The following is a 14061-nucleotide window of genomic DNA, read 5'->3' on the forward strand; positions in this document are numbered from 1 at the left end:
CACGCTCATCGATCGGGCGTTCTCGGTGCACCCGCGTATCGTGTGGTCCCGGCCCACTGCACAACCGTGCCCCCAGCGGGTACGACGGACCTGACGGAGAGCGCGTTGAGTGGAGGAAAGCGGAAGGCCGACGCCGGCACCCGCAGCAAGCGGACGACCGGCAAGAAGCCGGTCGAGTCGCCGTGGCGTGCCCGGCTGAAGAAGGGCCTGAAGTGGACGGGCATCACCGGCCTGGTGATGGTCCTGATCGGTGCGGCCACCTTCATCTTCCTCTACAACACGATCGACATCCCGGACCCGAACGCCGAGTTCCAGACCGAGACGACGTACGTCTATTACGCCGACGGCAAGACCGAGGTCGGCCGTTACGCCACCCAGAACCGTGACTCGATCCCCTTCGGCGAGATGCCGCAGGCGGTCAAGGACGGCGTGGTCGCCGCGGAGAACCGCTCGTTCTGGACCGACAACGGCATCGACCCCAAGGGCATCCTCCGCTCGGCGTTCTCCAATGCGCAGGGCAACGGCACCCAGGGTGCCTCCACCATCACCCAGCAGTACGTGAAGATCCTCTACCTGAGCTCGGAGCGCACCTACACCCGCAAGATCCGCGAGGCGATCGTGTCGCTGAAGCTGGTACGCCAGCAGAGCAAGGAGCAGATCCTCGAGGGCTACCTGAACACGATCTACTTCGGCCGCGGCGCCTATGGGATCGAGGCGGCAGCCCATGCCTTCTTCGACAAGGACGCCAAGGACCTCACCGTCCCGGAGAGCGCAGTTCTTTCCTCGGTGATCAACAACCCGACTCGCTTCGATCCGGCCAATGGTGAGGACAGCCAGGAGGCGCTCCTGCACCGCTATCGCTACGTCCTGTCGGGGATGGCCCAGATGGGGGCGATCACGGCCGATGAGGCCGACACCTTCTCCGAGGCGCTCCCCGAGTTCCCGGTGATCAAGGGCGAGCAGGCGTACGCCGGCCAGAAGGGCCACTCGCTGGAGCTGGTCCGGCGCGAACTGGTCCGCCTCGGCTTCACCGAGCAGGAGATCAACGGCGGTGGCCTGCGGGTCACCACCACCCTGGACAAGAAGGTCATGGACGCCTCGCTGAAGGCCGTCCAGGAAGAGGGTCCCAAGGGTGAGGACCTCCACGTCGCCACCGCCAGCGTGGAGCCGGGGACCGGTGCGTTGCGTGGCTACTACGGCGGCCAGGACTACCTCGATTCCCAGATCAACTGGGCGGTCTCCGGCGGTGCGCCGGGATCCACGTTCAAGCTGTTCGCGCTGGCAGCCGGGCTCAAGGCGGGCTTCTCGCTCAAGGACACCTTCGACGGGAATTCGCCGTACCGGATCGGTAATGCGAACATCCGCAACCAGGGCAACCGCAGCTATGGGCGGGTCAACCTGATCAAGGCCACCGAGGACTCCATCAACACGGCGTTCATCGAACTGACCGAGGAGCTCCCCAACGGGGCACAGGACGTGGTCGACATGGCCACCGCGATGGGGATCCCGGCCTGGGACAAGAACAACAAGAGCATGGACCGGTTGCGCAATTCGCCCGGCCTGGTCGCGAATGCCCAGGTCGCGCTCGGCTCGGCCACGGTCAGCCCGATCAACATGGCCAACGCCTACGCCACCATCGCGAACCGGGGCAGCGCTGCCGAGGTCTATGTGATCGAGAAGGTCGTCGACTCCAGCGGCGAGACCCGCTACCAGCACAAGAACAGCACCGAGCGGGTGCTGGACCAGGACCTGGCCGACGACGTTTCCTTTGCCCTGGAACAGACCGTCAAGCAGGGCAGCGGCACCAAGGCTCGCGCCCTGGGTCGGCCGGCCGGGGGCAAGACCGGCACCGCCACCAACGCGGACGGCGACGTCTCCTCGTCCTGGTTCGTCGGGTTCACCCCGCAACTGGCCACCGCGGTGATGATCACCAAGGGCACCGGCAACGAGTCCATCGAGGCCGACGTGAAGCCCTTCTTCGGTGGCACCTTCCCGGCGCAGATCTGGACCGAACTGATGAAGCAGGCACTCGACGGCGTCGACGAGGTGGCGCTGCCGAAGCCCAAGTACGTCGACGGCGACGCCCCGGCCGACGGGCACGCGCCGTACACCCCGCCGCCGAGCCCCACCGAGACCGAGTCCGAGTCTGAATCCGAGGACGCGACGGAGACGCCCACCACTTCGGCCCCGCCACCCACGACCAGCGCGCCGTCACCGACGCTGCCGACGATCGACCCGAGCGGACCCTGCACCCTCGAGGGTTGCCCGACGGATCCGGCGCCCACCGACCCGGACCCGACCGGCGGTGGAGACGATGAGGCGGGCGGTGGCGACCTGCTGGACAGGCTCTCCGGCCGTGGCTGACCAGGGCCAGGGAGACGTCGTCGCTCCCAGTCGCGAGGATCCCGTCGCCGCTGCACTGAGCGGGTCTGTCGGCGGCGCCAGCGGTGAGCACGCACGAGGGCACCGGTGGTGGACGCCGCTGCGCGTCGTACTGGCGGTGACGGCGGTGGTCTTCGCTCTCGGCATGCTGCAGAAGGTGCCTTGCTACCAGGACACCTGGAACAACGGCGAGACCCGCTATTCCAAGATGTGCTACTCCGACATGCCCTACCTCTACACCGGGCGCGGGTTCGTCGAGAAGTTGTGGCCCTACACCGACGACGCGGAGACCAACGCCCGCTTCCGGGTGATGGAGTATCCGGTCGGCATCTCCTACTTCGCGTGGGGCGTCTCGTGGGTCACCCACTGGGTGGCGGGGTCGCCGGACATCGAGGACCGGCCTGGTACGCCGCTGGACCAGTTGCGCGGTGAGGCCCAGGTGCAGAAGGAGATCCGCACCTATGTCGCGGTCAGCGCCGTCTTCCTGGGCATCTTCACGCTGATCGCGGCCTGGTTCCTGGTGGGGGTGAATCCACGCCGGCCCTGGGATGCGCTCCTCTTCGCCGCGGCGCCGGTGCTCCTCTTCAATGCCCTGATCAACTGGGACCTGCTCGCGGTCACCTTCGTGGCCGGTGCGCTGTGGGCGTGGGCGCGGGACCGGCCGATCCTGACCGGCGTGATGATCGGGCTGGGCACGGCGGCCAAGCTCTACCCGCTCTTCCTCCTCGGTGGGATCCTCGTCATCTGCATCCGGCGCCGGCAATGGATGCCGATGGCCTGGGCCACCTTCGCGGCGATCACGGCGTGGCTGCTCGCCAACGCTCCGGCGTACCTCACTGGTCCGGAGGCGTGGAAGGTCTTCTGGTCATTCAACTCCGACCGCGGCGCCGACCTGGGCAGCCTGTGGCTGGCCCTGGACCGCGGCGGCCTGGAGCTGAGCAACGGGTTCATCAACAACTTCTCGTGGGCCTTCTTCATCGCCTGGTGCCTGGGCGTGCTGGCGCTGGGGCTGATCGCACCGAAGACGCCCCGGTTCACCCAGCTCGGGTTCCTGATCGTGGCCGGCTTCCTGCTGGTCAACAAGGTGTATTCGCCGCAGTACGTGCTGTGGCTGTTGCCGCTGGCCGTGCTGGCCGTGCCGCGCTGGCGCGACCAGATCATCTGGCAGGCAGGAGAGCTCTTCTACTTCGCCTCGGTGTGGTGGTACCTGGGCGGTCACCTGCGCGCCACCGACGGCGGCACCCCGGTCTACTGGGCCGCGATCGTGCTCCGGATGGCGGTCGAGCTTTACCTCGTGGTGATCGTGGTCCGCGACATCCTGCGTCCGGAGGAGGACCTGGTCGAGCGGGAAGAACCGGTGCCCTGGCGGCGTACGGAGCCGGCAGAAGTCGGAGGAAAACCCGCACCAGGTGCGTGATTTCCTCCGAGTTCGCGCTGGCGGGATGCCTCAGTCCAGGACGACCCGGTCGAACGACGTGGCGGTGTAGCGCACCCGTACGTCGATCTCCTCGCCGATGGCGGGCACAGGCGACCCGGCCGGGACGAAGAGCATCGAGGCCTGCATGTGGGGCGGCTCGGCGAAGAGGCGCTGCTTGCCGCCGATGCTGAACGGGGAGCGGACGAAGCCGGCCGCGTCCATGCCACCCCGGGCAATGGCGCCGGCGCGCGCCTTGATCGTGTTGGCGCCGGTGGGTGCCTCCAGGCCGATGCCGTGCGCGGTGCCGCCGCTGACCACGAGCACGGTGCCGGCCTTGGGCGCACTGCGACCGCGATAGCCGAACGTATCCCCGCGCTCCACCGGGTGGGCGTCCAGCACGGTGGCGCGCACCCGGAAGGCGCCGCGGTCACCGAGCCACAGGCTGGTGCCGACCCGCGGGCGGATCGTGTAGTCGGGCCAGCTCCGTCCCAGGGTGGCCAGTTCGGCGTCGGTGAGGTGGGAGACCCAGACCGTGGTGGGCGGCAGTCCGGAGGCAACCGCGTCGGTCATCAACCGCTGCACCTCGGACAGGTGCGAGGCGCCGGTCATCGGCAGGTGGAAGGCGATGCCCTCGAACGTCCCGGTCGCCCGGCCTGCCGCGTCCGCATCCGCCAGCCAGTCCCCGGCGGCCCGCAGCCCGCGCGCGGAGAAGCCGTGGCGCATCATCGAGGTCATCCGCTCCAGCACGAACCGGGCCCCGGGATCACGCTCGAGCAGGCCGGCCAGGTCCTCGAGCCGACCGATGGTGTGGATCAGGCGGGGGTTGGGGGCCTCGGGCGCCTCGAACGATCGCCATGGAGTGAGCACGAGCACGGATCCGGGGAACTGGTCGGCGACCTCGGGCACCTCGGCGTACGTGCCGACGGCCAGGGTGTCCACGCCGAGGCCGGCAGCCTCCACGGCGAGTCGGGCGTTGCCCAGGCCGTAGCCGTTGCCCTTGGCGACCGGCACCACTTCGGGCGCCAGGGCGAGCACCCGGTGCTGGTTGGCCCGGAAGCGTGCCGTGTCGACGTACAGCGTCACTGCCATCGGGTCACCGCCTCGCCATGTAGAGCTCGAACGCCTTGTAGACCACCCGGTTGATCGGCAGGTCCCACTCGCCGACGTACTCCACGGCCTCGCCGCCGGTGCCGACCTTGAACTGGATCAGCCCGACGTGGGCGTCGTCGGCGTCGAGGGTGTCGGTGATCCCGCGCAGGTCATAGACGTCGGCGCCGGCCGCGAGGGCGTCGCTGATCATCGTCCACTGGGCGGCGTTCGAGCCGCGGACGTCGCGCTTGGCGGTCGAGGAGGCGCCGTAGGAATACCAGGTGTGGGCGCCGACCCGGATCCAGATGGTGGCGGCGACCAGGTCGCCCTCGTGGCGGGCCAGGTAGAGGCGGATCTCGACCGTCGGGTCGCCGCCGCCCGAACCGGCCGCCTCGGCGTTGAGGGCCGCGAACATGGTCTGGAAGTACGAGAGCGGGCGCGGGGTGAACTTGTCGCGCTCGGCAGTGTGCACGTAGAGGTCGTGGAAGGCGGGCAGGTCCTCGGCGGTGCCGCGGGTGACCTCGACGCCGGCCTTGGTGGCCTTCTTGATGTTGCGGCGCCAGAGCTGGTTCATCCCCTTGAGGACCTCGTCCTCGGTGCGGGCCGTCCCGTCCTCGTGGCGCAGCGGGATGACGAAGTTGTACTGCGGCTGGCCCGCGGCGAACCCGCCCTCGACGGCCTGCAGGCGCCATCCGCTGGCAGCCAGGTGGCTGGCCACCCTGGCCCCGGCCGGGCTCCGCTCCAGCGGCGCCACCTCGCCCAGGCGGCGTACGGACTCGTCGGCGATGCCAGCCTTGATGGCGGCGGCGGACCAGCGGCCGGTGACCACCGGCGGCCCCATCCGTACGCCGAACGCCCCGGCCCGCTTCAGGTGCGCGACCATCGGGTCCAGCCACTGCTCGAGCTCGTCGGACTCCCAGTCGATGACCGGGCCCTCGGGGAGGTAGGCCAGGTAGCGCTTCACCTTGGGCAACTGGCGATAGAGCACCAGGGCGACGCCGACCAGTTCGTCGCCCGTCGCGGTGGGCCGGAACCAGCCGATCGACTCGCGGCGCCACTCTGCCTTCACCTGGCCCCAGGCCGGCGTCTGCAGGAAACTCGCCGAGCGCCGGGAGCCGATGAAGTCGAGGTGGTCGTCCGCCGCGATGGTGCGGACGCTCAGGTGCGATGGGGAAGGAGACACGCGGATGAGGCTACCGAAGCGTGGTGACGGGAGGGGCATTGCTGGCGATCACGGCGACGTGGGACGGCGATTGCGGCTAAAGGTAGCGTAGCGATGCGGCTAAAGGTAGCGTAGGGATGCGGCTGAAGGTAGCGTAGAACTATGGATTACGCCTTCCGCACTATCGACCGTGAGTTGGACGAGCTCTTGGCGATGGCGCCGGCAGTCGCTCTCGACGGGCCGAAAGGAGTCGGCAAGACCGCCACCGCGCAGCGACGTGCGGATGCGATCTGGTCACTCGACCGCGCTGCGGACAAGTCGGTACTCGAGGCCGACCCGGACTTGTTCGACCAACCGGGCGGCACCGTGCTCCTTGATGAGTGGCAACGTCTGCCCGCGGTCTGGGACTCCGTCCGGCGCGCCGTTGACGCGGGTGCTCCTCCCGGCCGATTTCTGCTGACCGGTAGTGCCACGCCGGCTGCGGGGGCAGGCACGCACAGCGGAGCGGGCCGCATCCTGTCCTTGCGGATGCGGCCAATGGCCTTCCATGAACGGGGCCTGGAGGAGCCGACCGTCAGCCTCGCCAGTCTGCTCCATGGATCGTCGGCACCGATTGGTGGGACGACCTCCTTGCGGGTTACCGACTACTTCCAGGCGATCGAGTCCAGCGGGTTCCCGGGGATCAAGGACCAGCCGCCCAGGCTACGTCGCGGCCTTCTCGATGCCTATCTCCAGAGGGTCGTCGATCGGGATCTCCCCGAGCAGGGCCTGGCTGTGCGGCGACCCGAGACGCTGCGCCGCTGGTTGGCTGCATACGCCGCCGCTTCATCGACGACCACGGCTTACTCGCGCATCCTGGATGCAACGACGGCAGGCGACGGTTCGCAGCCAGCCAAGTCAACGACAATTTCCTATCGCGATCACCTGACCCAGTTGTGGCTGCTGGACCCGGTGCCAGGCTGGACTCCTGGCCGCAATCCGATGACTCGACTGCAGCAGGCCCCCAAGCACCAGTTGGCAGATCCGGCGCTTGCCATGCGGGCGCTGAATCTCTCAGCCCGTGCGCTTGCCTCAAGTACGGGCAGTCAGATGGCGGGTCCGATGTTCGAGTCCTTGGCGACCCTGGGGATCCGGGTTGCTGCCCAGGCTGCCGAGGCGCGGGTCGGCCATCTGCGTACTCGTAACGGAGACCACGAAGTCGACCTGGTCGTGGAAGGGACAGAGGGACAACTCCTGGGCATCGAAGTGAAGATGTCCGCTGCGATCACGGCCGCTGACGGTCGACACCTGCGGTGGCTAAGGGAGCAAAGACCCGACGACGTGGTTGACCTGCTGGTGGTTTCGACCGGTCAGCAGGCTTACCGACGCCCCGACGGAATCGCCGTCGTGCCGCTGGCCCTGCTGGGGCCGTGACTCACAGCCGCTCGCGCAGCCACCCGAAGTCGGCCGTGTGCTCGGAGGCACCACCCGGGGTCTCGCAGATCACCGGAGCCTTGGCGTCGCGGACCACGGCGGCGAGCAGGTCGGGCTCGATGTGCCCCTGGCCGAAGTTGGTGTGCCGGTCGGCGCCGGAGTCGAAGGCGTCGCGCGAGTCGTTGGCGTGGACCAGGTCGATCCGCCCGGTGATCGCCCGTACGTCGTCGACCACCGTCTCCAGCGCGTTGCCGCCGGCATGGGCGTGGCAGGTGTCCAGGCAGAAGCCGACCATGTCGGCCTGTTCCTCACCGCTGATCGCGTCCCAGACCCCCTTGATCCGGTCCAGGTAGCGCGTCATCGCGTTGTCGCCACCGGCGGTGTTCTCGATCAGCAGCGGGATCTTCAGGTCGGTGGCGGCGATCGCCTTGCGCCAGTTGTCGAAGCCGATGCTCGGGTCCTCGTCGTCCTTGAGGTGCCCGCCGTGCACGATCAGTCCCTTGGCGCCGATCGACGCGGCGGCGTCCATGTGCGACTGGAGCAGCTTGCGGCTGGGGATCCGCAGCCGGTTGTTCGTGGTGGCGACGTTGATCAGGTACGGCGCGTGTACATAGAGGTCGACCCCGGCTGCCTCGGCATCGGCCTTGAGGCCTTCCGCGCCGCCGGCGTACTCGATGACCGGGCCCTTGTAGGACTGCGGGTTGCCGAGGAAGAACTGGACCAGCGTGGTGTCGCGGGCCTGCGCCTCGGCGATCGGGTCGCTCTGGTCGACGTGGGCTCCGATGGAGATCTGGTTGCGCTGGCTCATGCGGCCATCGTAGGAGGCGCAACGATTGAGCTTTCGGACAGCAACGATTGAGCGTTCGTGGGACCGGCCGGATCAGCCGAGTTCTTCGAAGATCCGGGTCAGGGTGGCCAGGTCGGCGTTGCCGCCGGTCAGCACCAGCCCGACCCGCTTGCCGGTGGCCCGGGTCCGGTCGGCGAGCAGGCCCGCGAGCGCCAGTGCCCCGGCGGGCTCGGCGATGTTGTGGGTGGTGCGGTGGACCAAGCCCATCGCCTCGGCCGCCTCGTCCTCCTCGACCCGGACGATCCGGGAGACACCGCGATTGATCACGTCCACCGCGATCGGGTCCGGCGTACGGCAGGCGACGCCGTCGACGAACGTGTCGGCCGCCTCGGTGCTGACCGGGCGGCGCTGCTCGAAGGAGAGTGCGTACGCCGGGGCGCCGGCGGCCACCACGCCGACGATCTCGGTGCGCAGGCCGAGGATGTCGCGGACCAGGATGTGGGCGCAGGCGCCCGACCCCATCCCGATCGGCACATAGATCGTGTCCAGTGACGGCACCTGCTCGTGGAACTCCGCGACGTACGTCGCCACGCCCTCGACCAGCCAGGCGTGGAAGGCAGGGATGTTGAGCAGGCCACGGTCGATCGCCAGCCCCGCGGCGTACTCCCGGGCCTCCTGGAAGTCCTTGCCGTGGACGACCACCTCGGCGCCGAACCCCTCCATGCAGTCGACCTGGTCGGGGTTGTGCTGCTCGGCCACCACGATGGTGACCGGGATGCCGGACTTCGCGCCGGCGAACGCCAGCGACTGGCCGTGGTTGCCGGCAGTGGCCGCGACTAGGCCGGCCGGCATCGGGATGCCGGAGACCCGCATCCGCTCCAGGAAGTTGAGGCCACCGCGCACCTTGAACGCACCGGTGGGGCCGTGGTTCTCGTGCTTGACCCAGGTCTCGGTCTGGGTGAACCGCTCCAGCAGTGGCCAGCGGTACGCCGGGGTGGTGGGCACGTGCCGTCCGACCACCTGGCGGGCGTAGGCCAGCGAGTTCGGTGTGATCGAGGGGCGTTCCCCGGTGGCCGGCGCCAGCAGCGGCTTGCGGCGTACCGTCGATTCCTGGCTGGCGCGCGGGTTGGGTGCCAGCCGTTCGTTGTCCCCGGGCGCTCCCGGACGGGCCTGCGCGGTGAGCTTCGAGGACCGGGCCGGCGTGGTGGAGGCGCGGATCTGGGCCAGGGTCAGGGCGATGTCGTCACTGCTCGCCTGACCGGTGATCAACTGGTCGGCGAACTCCTGCAACTGGACGATGCGACCCATCGCAATGGTGTTGCCGATCCGGACCCGTTCGCCGTTGACCAGCTTGGTCATCATCGGCAGGGAGAGCCCGACGACCTCGGCCAGGTCAGGGAGCGCGACCCCCATCAGCTGGTGTGCCTTCTGGGCGAGTACGTCGATCGAGTCGCCGTACATCTCGGCCTGCTGACTGCGCCGATGCGCCAGTTCCGCGTCCATCGGCACCCCCTTCGTTTCCCTGGTGGGTCGGCGCCGCAGTGGCCCGAGCCACCGCCAACCCTAGGGCATGGCCGCTCTAGACTGTCCCGCATGAGCATCGACCTGATCGTGATGGCGGACCGCCCGTGGGCCCTGGTCTGGACCCTGATCATCGGTGCTGCGGTGCTCGCCCTGGTCGGGTTCGTGCTGCTGCGGCGGAGCTGATTCAGAGCAGGATCAGCAGGATCGCGGAGAGCGCCATCGCGATCGAGACCGCGAAGCAGACCAGCGCCAGGTAGAGCATCGAACTGGAGCCGGGCTGGGCCGGTCCGGACTGCTGATAGGTCTGCGCCCGATAGGTCTGCGGCAGCGTCCCACCCCAGCTTTGCGCCGGGTAGGAGGCACCGCTGCCCTGCGCGGAGGGGGCGAACTGCTGGCCCGAGTGCTGCGGCCCCGAGGGGGAGGGCCCGGCGACCGCATAGCCGGGACTGGCGAAGGTGGAGGAGCCGAACGACCCCGATCCGCCGCTGCTGCCCTGGCTGCCGGGGCCCTGGGAGCCGGCGCTCTGGGGGCCGCCGTGCGAGCCGGGACTGGAGTCGTGCGAGCCGGGACCGGCGTACGACTGTGGCGCTGGCGGGGCGACCTCGGTGAGCTGGTTGAAGACCTCGGGCGGTTCCGCGTCGGCGGTCCACGGCGTACCGGCCGGGACCCCGACCTGGCGCAGCATCTGCAGCGCCAGCGACGCGGTGGCGGGGCGCTTGTCCGGATCCTTGTGGGTGAGCGCGGCCAGGAAGTCGTGGAGGCGTCCCTCCGGTACGCCGCGCTGGTGGCGCGGGCCGAGGCCGGTGAGCATCTGGATGCCGACCACGCCGAGCGCATAGAGGTCCTGGCGCGGGTCGGGCGGTACGCCGTCGTGTTGCTCGGGCGCCATGTAGCCGTCGGTGCCGATCGCGCCGGGGAAGCGGGTCAGCCGCACTTCGTCGATCAGTGCGGCGACACCGAAGTCACCGACCCGCACGTGCGGGCGGCGGGTGCCGGTCGGCTCGAGCAGCAGGTTGGCGGGCTTGATGTCGCGGTGGATCACGCCGGCGCCGTGGATCGCCTCCAGGGCCTGCAGGGTCTGGTCGAGTACGACGGCGGCGTACGACTCCGGGAGCCGGCCGTGGTCGCCGAGCAGTGTCTGGATCGAGCCGCCGCGGACCAGGTCCATCGTGAAGACCACCAGGTTGTCCTCGGCGGCCCAGCCGCTCGGGGCGACCACGTGGGGGTGCTTGATCCGCACCGACTGCTCGCGCACGAAGCGCAGCAGCATGCCGGAGTCGTGCTGGCCGAGCACCTTCGCGGCGACGAAGCGCTGGCGCTTCAGGTCCCACGCACGCCACACCGAGCCCATGCCGCCGGCACCGATCTGGTCGATCAGTTGGTAGCGGCCGGCGAGCGGCGTGTTCGAGGCAAGGTCCATGACGGGGGCAACCCTACCCAGAATCACCGATGGCAACCGCGGGCGTGGTGGCTGCCTGTGGACGGCGGGATTTACCGGGCGGGGCGCGGCGCTGATAGTCTGCGGTGTCCTCTTGCCCCCACCCCGATGGTGGTCCGGCGGGGGACATTCGCACAGCCCTCCTGCCACGGAAAGACCGTGGCCGCCGAGTCCAGAGGAGGTGGAGACCGCTATGCGCGCTTATGAAGTCATGGTCATCCTCGAGCCCAGCCTTGAAGAGCGGACCATCGAGCCGTCCCTCGAGAAGTACCTCGACGTCGTCCGCAAGGACGGCGGAAGCATCGAGACCGTCGACGTCTGGGGACGTCGTCGCCTCGCCTACGAGATCCAGAAGAACGCCGAGGGCATCTACGCCGTCATCTCGCTGCAGGCTGAGCCGGCCACGGTCAAGGAGCTTGACCGCCAGCTGGGCCTCAACGAGTCCGTGCTGCGCACCAAGGTCCTTCGCGCCCAGGCCTGATCGCCTGGTCCGACGGACCCCGGGAATGCCACGCCCTGTGGACGAGGCATTTCCATCGTCGGTGGCTCACGGCACGATGAGTCCCGACACGTCTGGATGAAAAGTCATCCGGACCCAGGGCATGGAATCAACAGGAGGACCTGAGATGGCAGGCGAAACCGAAATCACCGTGGTCGGCAACCTCGTCGACGACCCGGAGCTGCGCTTCACCCCGTCGGGTGCGGCAGTGACCAACTTCCGGATCGCGTCGACGCCCCGCACGTTCGACCGCCAGACCAATGAGTGGAAGGACGGCGAAGCGCTGTTCCTCCAGTGCTCGGTGTGGCGCCAGGCTGCGGAGAACGTTGCCGAGTCCCTGGTGAAGGGAATGCGTGTCATCGTCCAGGGCCGCCTGAAGGCCCGCACGTGGGAGACCCGTGAGGGCGAGAAGCGGACCAGCTTCGAGATCGAGGTCGAAGAGGTTGGTCCGTCCCTGAAGTTCGCGACCGCCAAGGTGGCTCGTGCCCAGCGCTCCGGCGGTGGGGGCGGCGGCTACGGCGGTGGCGGGAACTTCGGTGGGGGCCAGCAGTCCCAGGGGGGTGGCTACCAGGGTGGCCAGTCCCAGGGCCAGTCCGCTCCTGCCGACCCGTGGGCCACGCCGGCCCCGAACCAGGGCGGCGGGCAGTCCGCTCCGGGCAACGACCCATGGGCAACCCCGGGCGTGGGCTCGGACGAGCCGCCCTTCTGATTCCAGCCACACTGCACCACCAGTCAACCAGCCACTACCCATTCCGATCCTGTTGAACGCAGGGCCGGGCTCTGGAAAGGAGCACCACAATGGCAAAGGCAGTGATTCGCAAGCCGAAGAAGAAGGTTTGCCAGTTCTGCAAGGAGAAGGCGACGGGTGTCGACTACAAGGACACCACGTTGCTTCGCAAGTTCATCTCGGACCGCGGCAAGATCCGCGCCCGTCGGGTGACCGGCAACTGCGTGCAGCACCAGCGCGACGTTGCGATCGCGGTCAAGAACGCCCGCGAGGTCGCGCTCCTGCCCTACACGTCCACCGGTCGCTGAGGAGGATCGCCGACATGAAGCTCATCCTGACGCAGGAAGTCGACGGCCTCGGTGCCGCCGGCGACGTGGTCGAGGTCAAGGACGGCTACGGCCGCAACTACCTCATCCCGCGCGGCGACGCGATCCGCTGGACCCGCGGTGGCGAGAAGACCGTGGAGTCCATCAAGGCAGCCCGCGCCTCGCGCGCGGTCCGCGACCAGGACCACGCCGAGGAGGTCAAGACCAAGCTCGAGGCCGCCACGGTGAACGTTGCCGTGCGCGCCGGTGCTGGTGGCCGCCTCTTCGGTTCCGTCACGGTTGCCGAGATCGCCAACGCCCTGTCGGAGACCTCCGGCGAGAAGGTCGACAAGCGGACCATCGTGGTCGGCAACGCGATCAAGTCGCTCGGTGCCCACAAGGTGTCCGTCAAGCTGCACGACGAGGTGTCCGCCACGGTGGCCCTCAACGTCGTCCCCGCCTGACGCATCGCATCCGTTCGGCCCGCCACCCTTCGGGGTGGCGGGCCGAACTGCATTTGCGCGCCCTTCCCCGCCCCTCCCTGCTGTGACGCGCGCCCTCCTTTCCCGCCTGTAACGCGGTGTCCTGGTCGCTTGAGTAGTGCTGTGCGCCCGATTTCCGTCAACAGCACCGCACAAGTCGAGGGATCGGGTCTGGTCAGGGCAGGATCGGAGCCGTGGGGGCGGGTCGCAGGGTGACGTCACGCTGGGGCGCAGGAGGTCACGCCGCGGGACGGGCCGCAGCCCACTTCCGCGCATGCGCGGCGAAGAGGTTCCAGATCAGCCACAGCCAGAGCAGCACGAAGCCGAGTTCGGCGTACTCGAGGAGCGTCTCCGACTCGGCGGCCGATGCGATCGCGGGCAGGGCTGCAATGGCGATCGCGAACCAGAGCGTGAAGCCGAACCGGGCGAAGAACTTGCGGTCCCCGCTGGTGCGGGCCGCTGCCTTGAAGGCGATCGCGGTGGCGATCACGAAGGCGAGGTCGGGCAGGGATGCGGCCCATTTCAGGGAGAGTTCGGCGCCGCGGAGGCGATCCTGCATCGCCGGGAACCAGAAGACCAGGGAGACCACGCCGGCCAGGGCGGCGAGGCCGAGGAGCTGGTTGCGCTGGGGGAGGGTGAGCGAGGCGAGCCCCCAGGCCACCATCGCCCAGCCGATGAAGTCGGGCAGCAGGTCCCATGCGCCGATCCCGTCACCGCCCAGGGTGTCGAGGGCGACGATGACCAGCCCCATCCCCATCTTCTGCAAGGGGGTCATCGGCTTGCGCTCGGGACGCACCCGCTCGGCCGGCTCCTCAGTCACGCCGCCACCCTAGACG

The 14061-nt window shown here is 68.9% G+C and carries 13 protein-coding genes; 7 read left to right on the forward strand and 6 right to left on the reverse strand.

Annotation, left to right across the window (positions count from 1 at the left end; genetic code table 11):
* Window positions 1-105 precede the first annotated feature (105 nt).
* Window positions 106-2364, forward strand: a complete 2259-nt coding sequence (locus Q9R27_RS10800; protein WP_311252386.1) for a transglycosylase domain-containing protein — start codon at window positions 106-108, stop codon at window positions 2362-2364.
* Complete coding sequence (locus Q9R27_RS10805) at window positions 2357-3799, forward strand: glycosyltransferase 87 family protein (protein ID WP_311252387.1); 1443 nt, start codon at window positions 2357-2359, stop codon at window positions 3797-3799. The genes Q9R27_RS10800 and Q9R27_RS10805 overlap by 8 nt, the downstream gene beginning before the upstream one ends.
* A 30-nt stretch (window positions 3800-3829) precedes the next feature.
* Here the strand turns inward: Q9R27_RS10805 and Q9R27_RS10810 are convergent, their stop codons facing one another.
* Both Q9R27_RS10810 and Q9R27_RS10815 read right to left on the reverse strand, forming a co-directional pair.
* The gene (locus Q9R27_RS10810; RefSeq protein WP_311252388.1) at window positions 3830-4888 is read right to left on the reverse strand and encodes an alanine racemase; all 1059 of its coding nucleotides are present in this window, start codon (window positions 4886-4888) and stop codon (window positions 3830-3832) included.
* Between the two features lie 4 nt (window positions 4889-4892).
* Window positions 4893-6110, reverse strand: a complete 1218-nt coding sequence (locus Q9R27_RS10815; protein WP_397219671.1) for a lipid II:glycine glycyltransferase FemX — start codon at window positions 6108-6110, stop codon at window positions 4893-4895.
* Between the two features lie 102 nt (window positions 6111-6212).
* On the opposite strand from Q9R27_RS10815, the gene Q9R27_RS10820 reads away from it, so the two are divergent.
* A complete protein-coding gene (locus Q9R27_RS10820) occupies window positions 6213-7463 on the forward strand; it encodes a DUF4143 domain-containing protein (RefSeq protein ID WP_311252390.1) in 1251 nt (416 codons plus the stop codon).
* A 1-nt stretch (window position 7464) separates the two neighbouring features.
* Here Q9R27_RS10820 and Q9R27_RS10825 read toward each other — a convergent pair whose 3' ends face one another.
* The 3 genes from Q9R27_RS10825 to Q9R27_RS10835 all read right to left on the reverse strand — a co-directional run bounded on the left by Q9R27_RS10825 (window position 7465) and on the right by Q9R27_RS10835 (window position 11194).
* Complete coding sequence (locus Q9R27_RS10825; RefSeq protein WP_311252391.1) at window positions 7465-8271, reverse strand: deoxyribonuclease IV; 807 nt, start codon at window positions 8269-8271, stop codon at window positions 7465-7467.
* A 72-nt stretch (window positions 8272-8343) separates the two neighbouring features.
* Window positions 8344-9753 carry a threonine dehydratase gene (locus tag Q9R27_RS10830; RefSeq protein ID WP_311252392.1) on the reverse strand — a complete coding sequence of 470 codons (1410 nt, stop codon included), beginning with the start codon at window positions 9751-9753 and terminating at the stop codon, window positions 8344-8346.
* Window positions 9754-9958: 205 nt separating this feature from the next.
* Complete coding sequence (locus Q9R27_RS10835; protein WP_311252393.1) at window positions 9959-11194, reverse strand: protein kinase domain-containing protein; 1236 nt, start codon at window positions 11192-11194, stop codon at window positions 9959-9961.
* Between the two features lie 211 nt (window positions 11195-11405).
* On the opposite strand from Q9R27_RS10835, the gene rpsF reads away from it, so the two are divergent.
* From rpsF to rplI, 4 genes are all read left to right on the forward strand, one after another.
* Window positions 11406-11693 carry a 30S ribosomal protein S6 gene (gene rpsF, locus Q9R27_RS10840; RefSeq protein WP_311252394.1) on the forward strand — a complete coding sequence of 96 codons (288 nt, stop codon included), beginning with the start codon at window positions 11406-11408 and terminating at the stop codon, window positions 11691-11693.
* Between the two features lie 145 nt (window positions 11694-11838).
* Window positions 11839-12420 carry a single-stranded DNA-binding protein gene (locus tag Q9R27_RS10845; protein ID WP_311252395.1) on the forward strand — a complete coding sequence of 194 codons (582 nt, stop codon included), beginning with the start codon at window positions 11839-11841 and terminating at the stop codon, window positions 12418-12420.
* Between the two features lie 89 nt (window positions 12421-12509).
* Window positions 12510-12746, forward strand: coding sequence for a 30S ribosomal protein S18 (gene rpsR / locus Q9R27_RS10850; RefSeq protein ID WP_017933521.1), 237 nt, complete (start codon window positions 12510-12512; stop codon window positions 12744-12746).
* A 14-nt stretch (window positions 12747-12760) separates the two neighbouring features.
* Window positions 12761-13207, forward strand: a complete 447-nt coding sequence (gene rplI, locus Q9R27_RS10855; protein ID WP_311252396.1) for a 50S ribosomal protein L9 — start codon at window positions 12761-12763, stop codon at window positions 13205-13207.
* Between the two features lie 256 nt (window positions 13208-13463).
* Here rplI and Q9R27_RS10860 read toward each other — a convergent pair whose 3' ends face one another.
* Entirely contained in the window at window positions 13464-14045 is a 582-nt protein-coding gene (locus Q9R27_RS10860; RefSeq protein WP_311252397.1) for a hypothetical protein, read from the reverse strand.
* Window positions 14046-14061: the final 16 nt, after the last annotated feature.

It is taken from the genome of Nocardioides sp. AE5 (genome assembly GCF_031844485.1).
GTDB lineage: Bacteria > Actinomycetota > Actinomycetes > Propionibacteriales > Nocardioidaceae > Nocardioides.

What these genes read in the sequence shown, in the direction of transcription:
- Q9R27_RS10830 (WP_311252392.1), bottom strand. Translation starts at nt 9,753, where the DNA reads ATGGACGCGGAACTGGCGCATCGGCGCAGTCAGCAGGCCGAGATGTAC.
- Q9R27_RS10820 (WP_311252390.1), top strand. Translation starts at nt 6,213, where the DNA reads ATGGATTACGCCTTCCGCACTATCGACCGTGAGTTGGACGAGCTCTTG.
- Q9R27_RS10845 (WP_311252395.1), top strand. Translation starts at nt 11,839, where the DNA reads ATGGCAGGCGAAACCGAAATCACCGTGGTCGGCAACCTCGTCGACGAC.
- Q9R27_RS10815 (WP_397219671.1), bottom strand. Translation starts at nt 6,110, where the DNA reads ATGCCCCTCCCGTCACCACGCTTCGGTAGCCTCATCCGCGTGTCTCCT.
- rplI (WP_311252396.1), top strand. Translation starts at nt 12,761, where the DNA reads ATGAAGCTCATCCTGACGCAGGAAGTCGACGGCCTCGGTGCCGCCGGC.
- Q9R27_RS10825 (WP_311252391.1), bottom strand. Translation starts at nt 8,271, where the DNA reads ATGAGCCAGCGCAACCAGATCTCCATCGGAGCCCACGTCGACCAGAGC.
- Q9R27_RS10835 (WP_311252393.1), bottom strand. Translation starts at nt 11,194, where the DNA reads ATGGACCTTGCCTCGAACACGCCGCTCGCCGGCCGCTACCAACTGATC.
- Q9R27_RS10810 (WP_311252388.1), bottom strand. Translation starts at nt 4,888, where the DNA reads ATGGCAGTGACGCTGTACGTCGACACGGCACGCTTCCGGGCCAACCAG.
- rpsF (WP_311252394.1), top strand. Translation starts at nt 11,406, where the DNA reads ATGCGCGCTTATGAAGTCATGGTCATCCTCGAGCCCAGCCTTGAAGAG.
- rpsR (WP_017933521.1), top strand. Translation starts at nt 12,510, where the DNA reads ATGGCAAAGGCAGTGATTCGCAAGCCGAAGAAGAAGGTTTGCCAGTTC.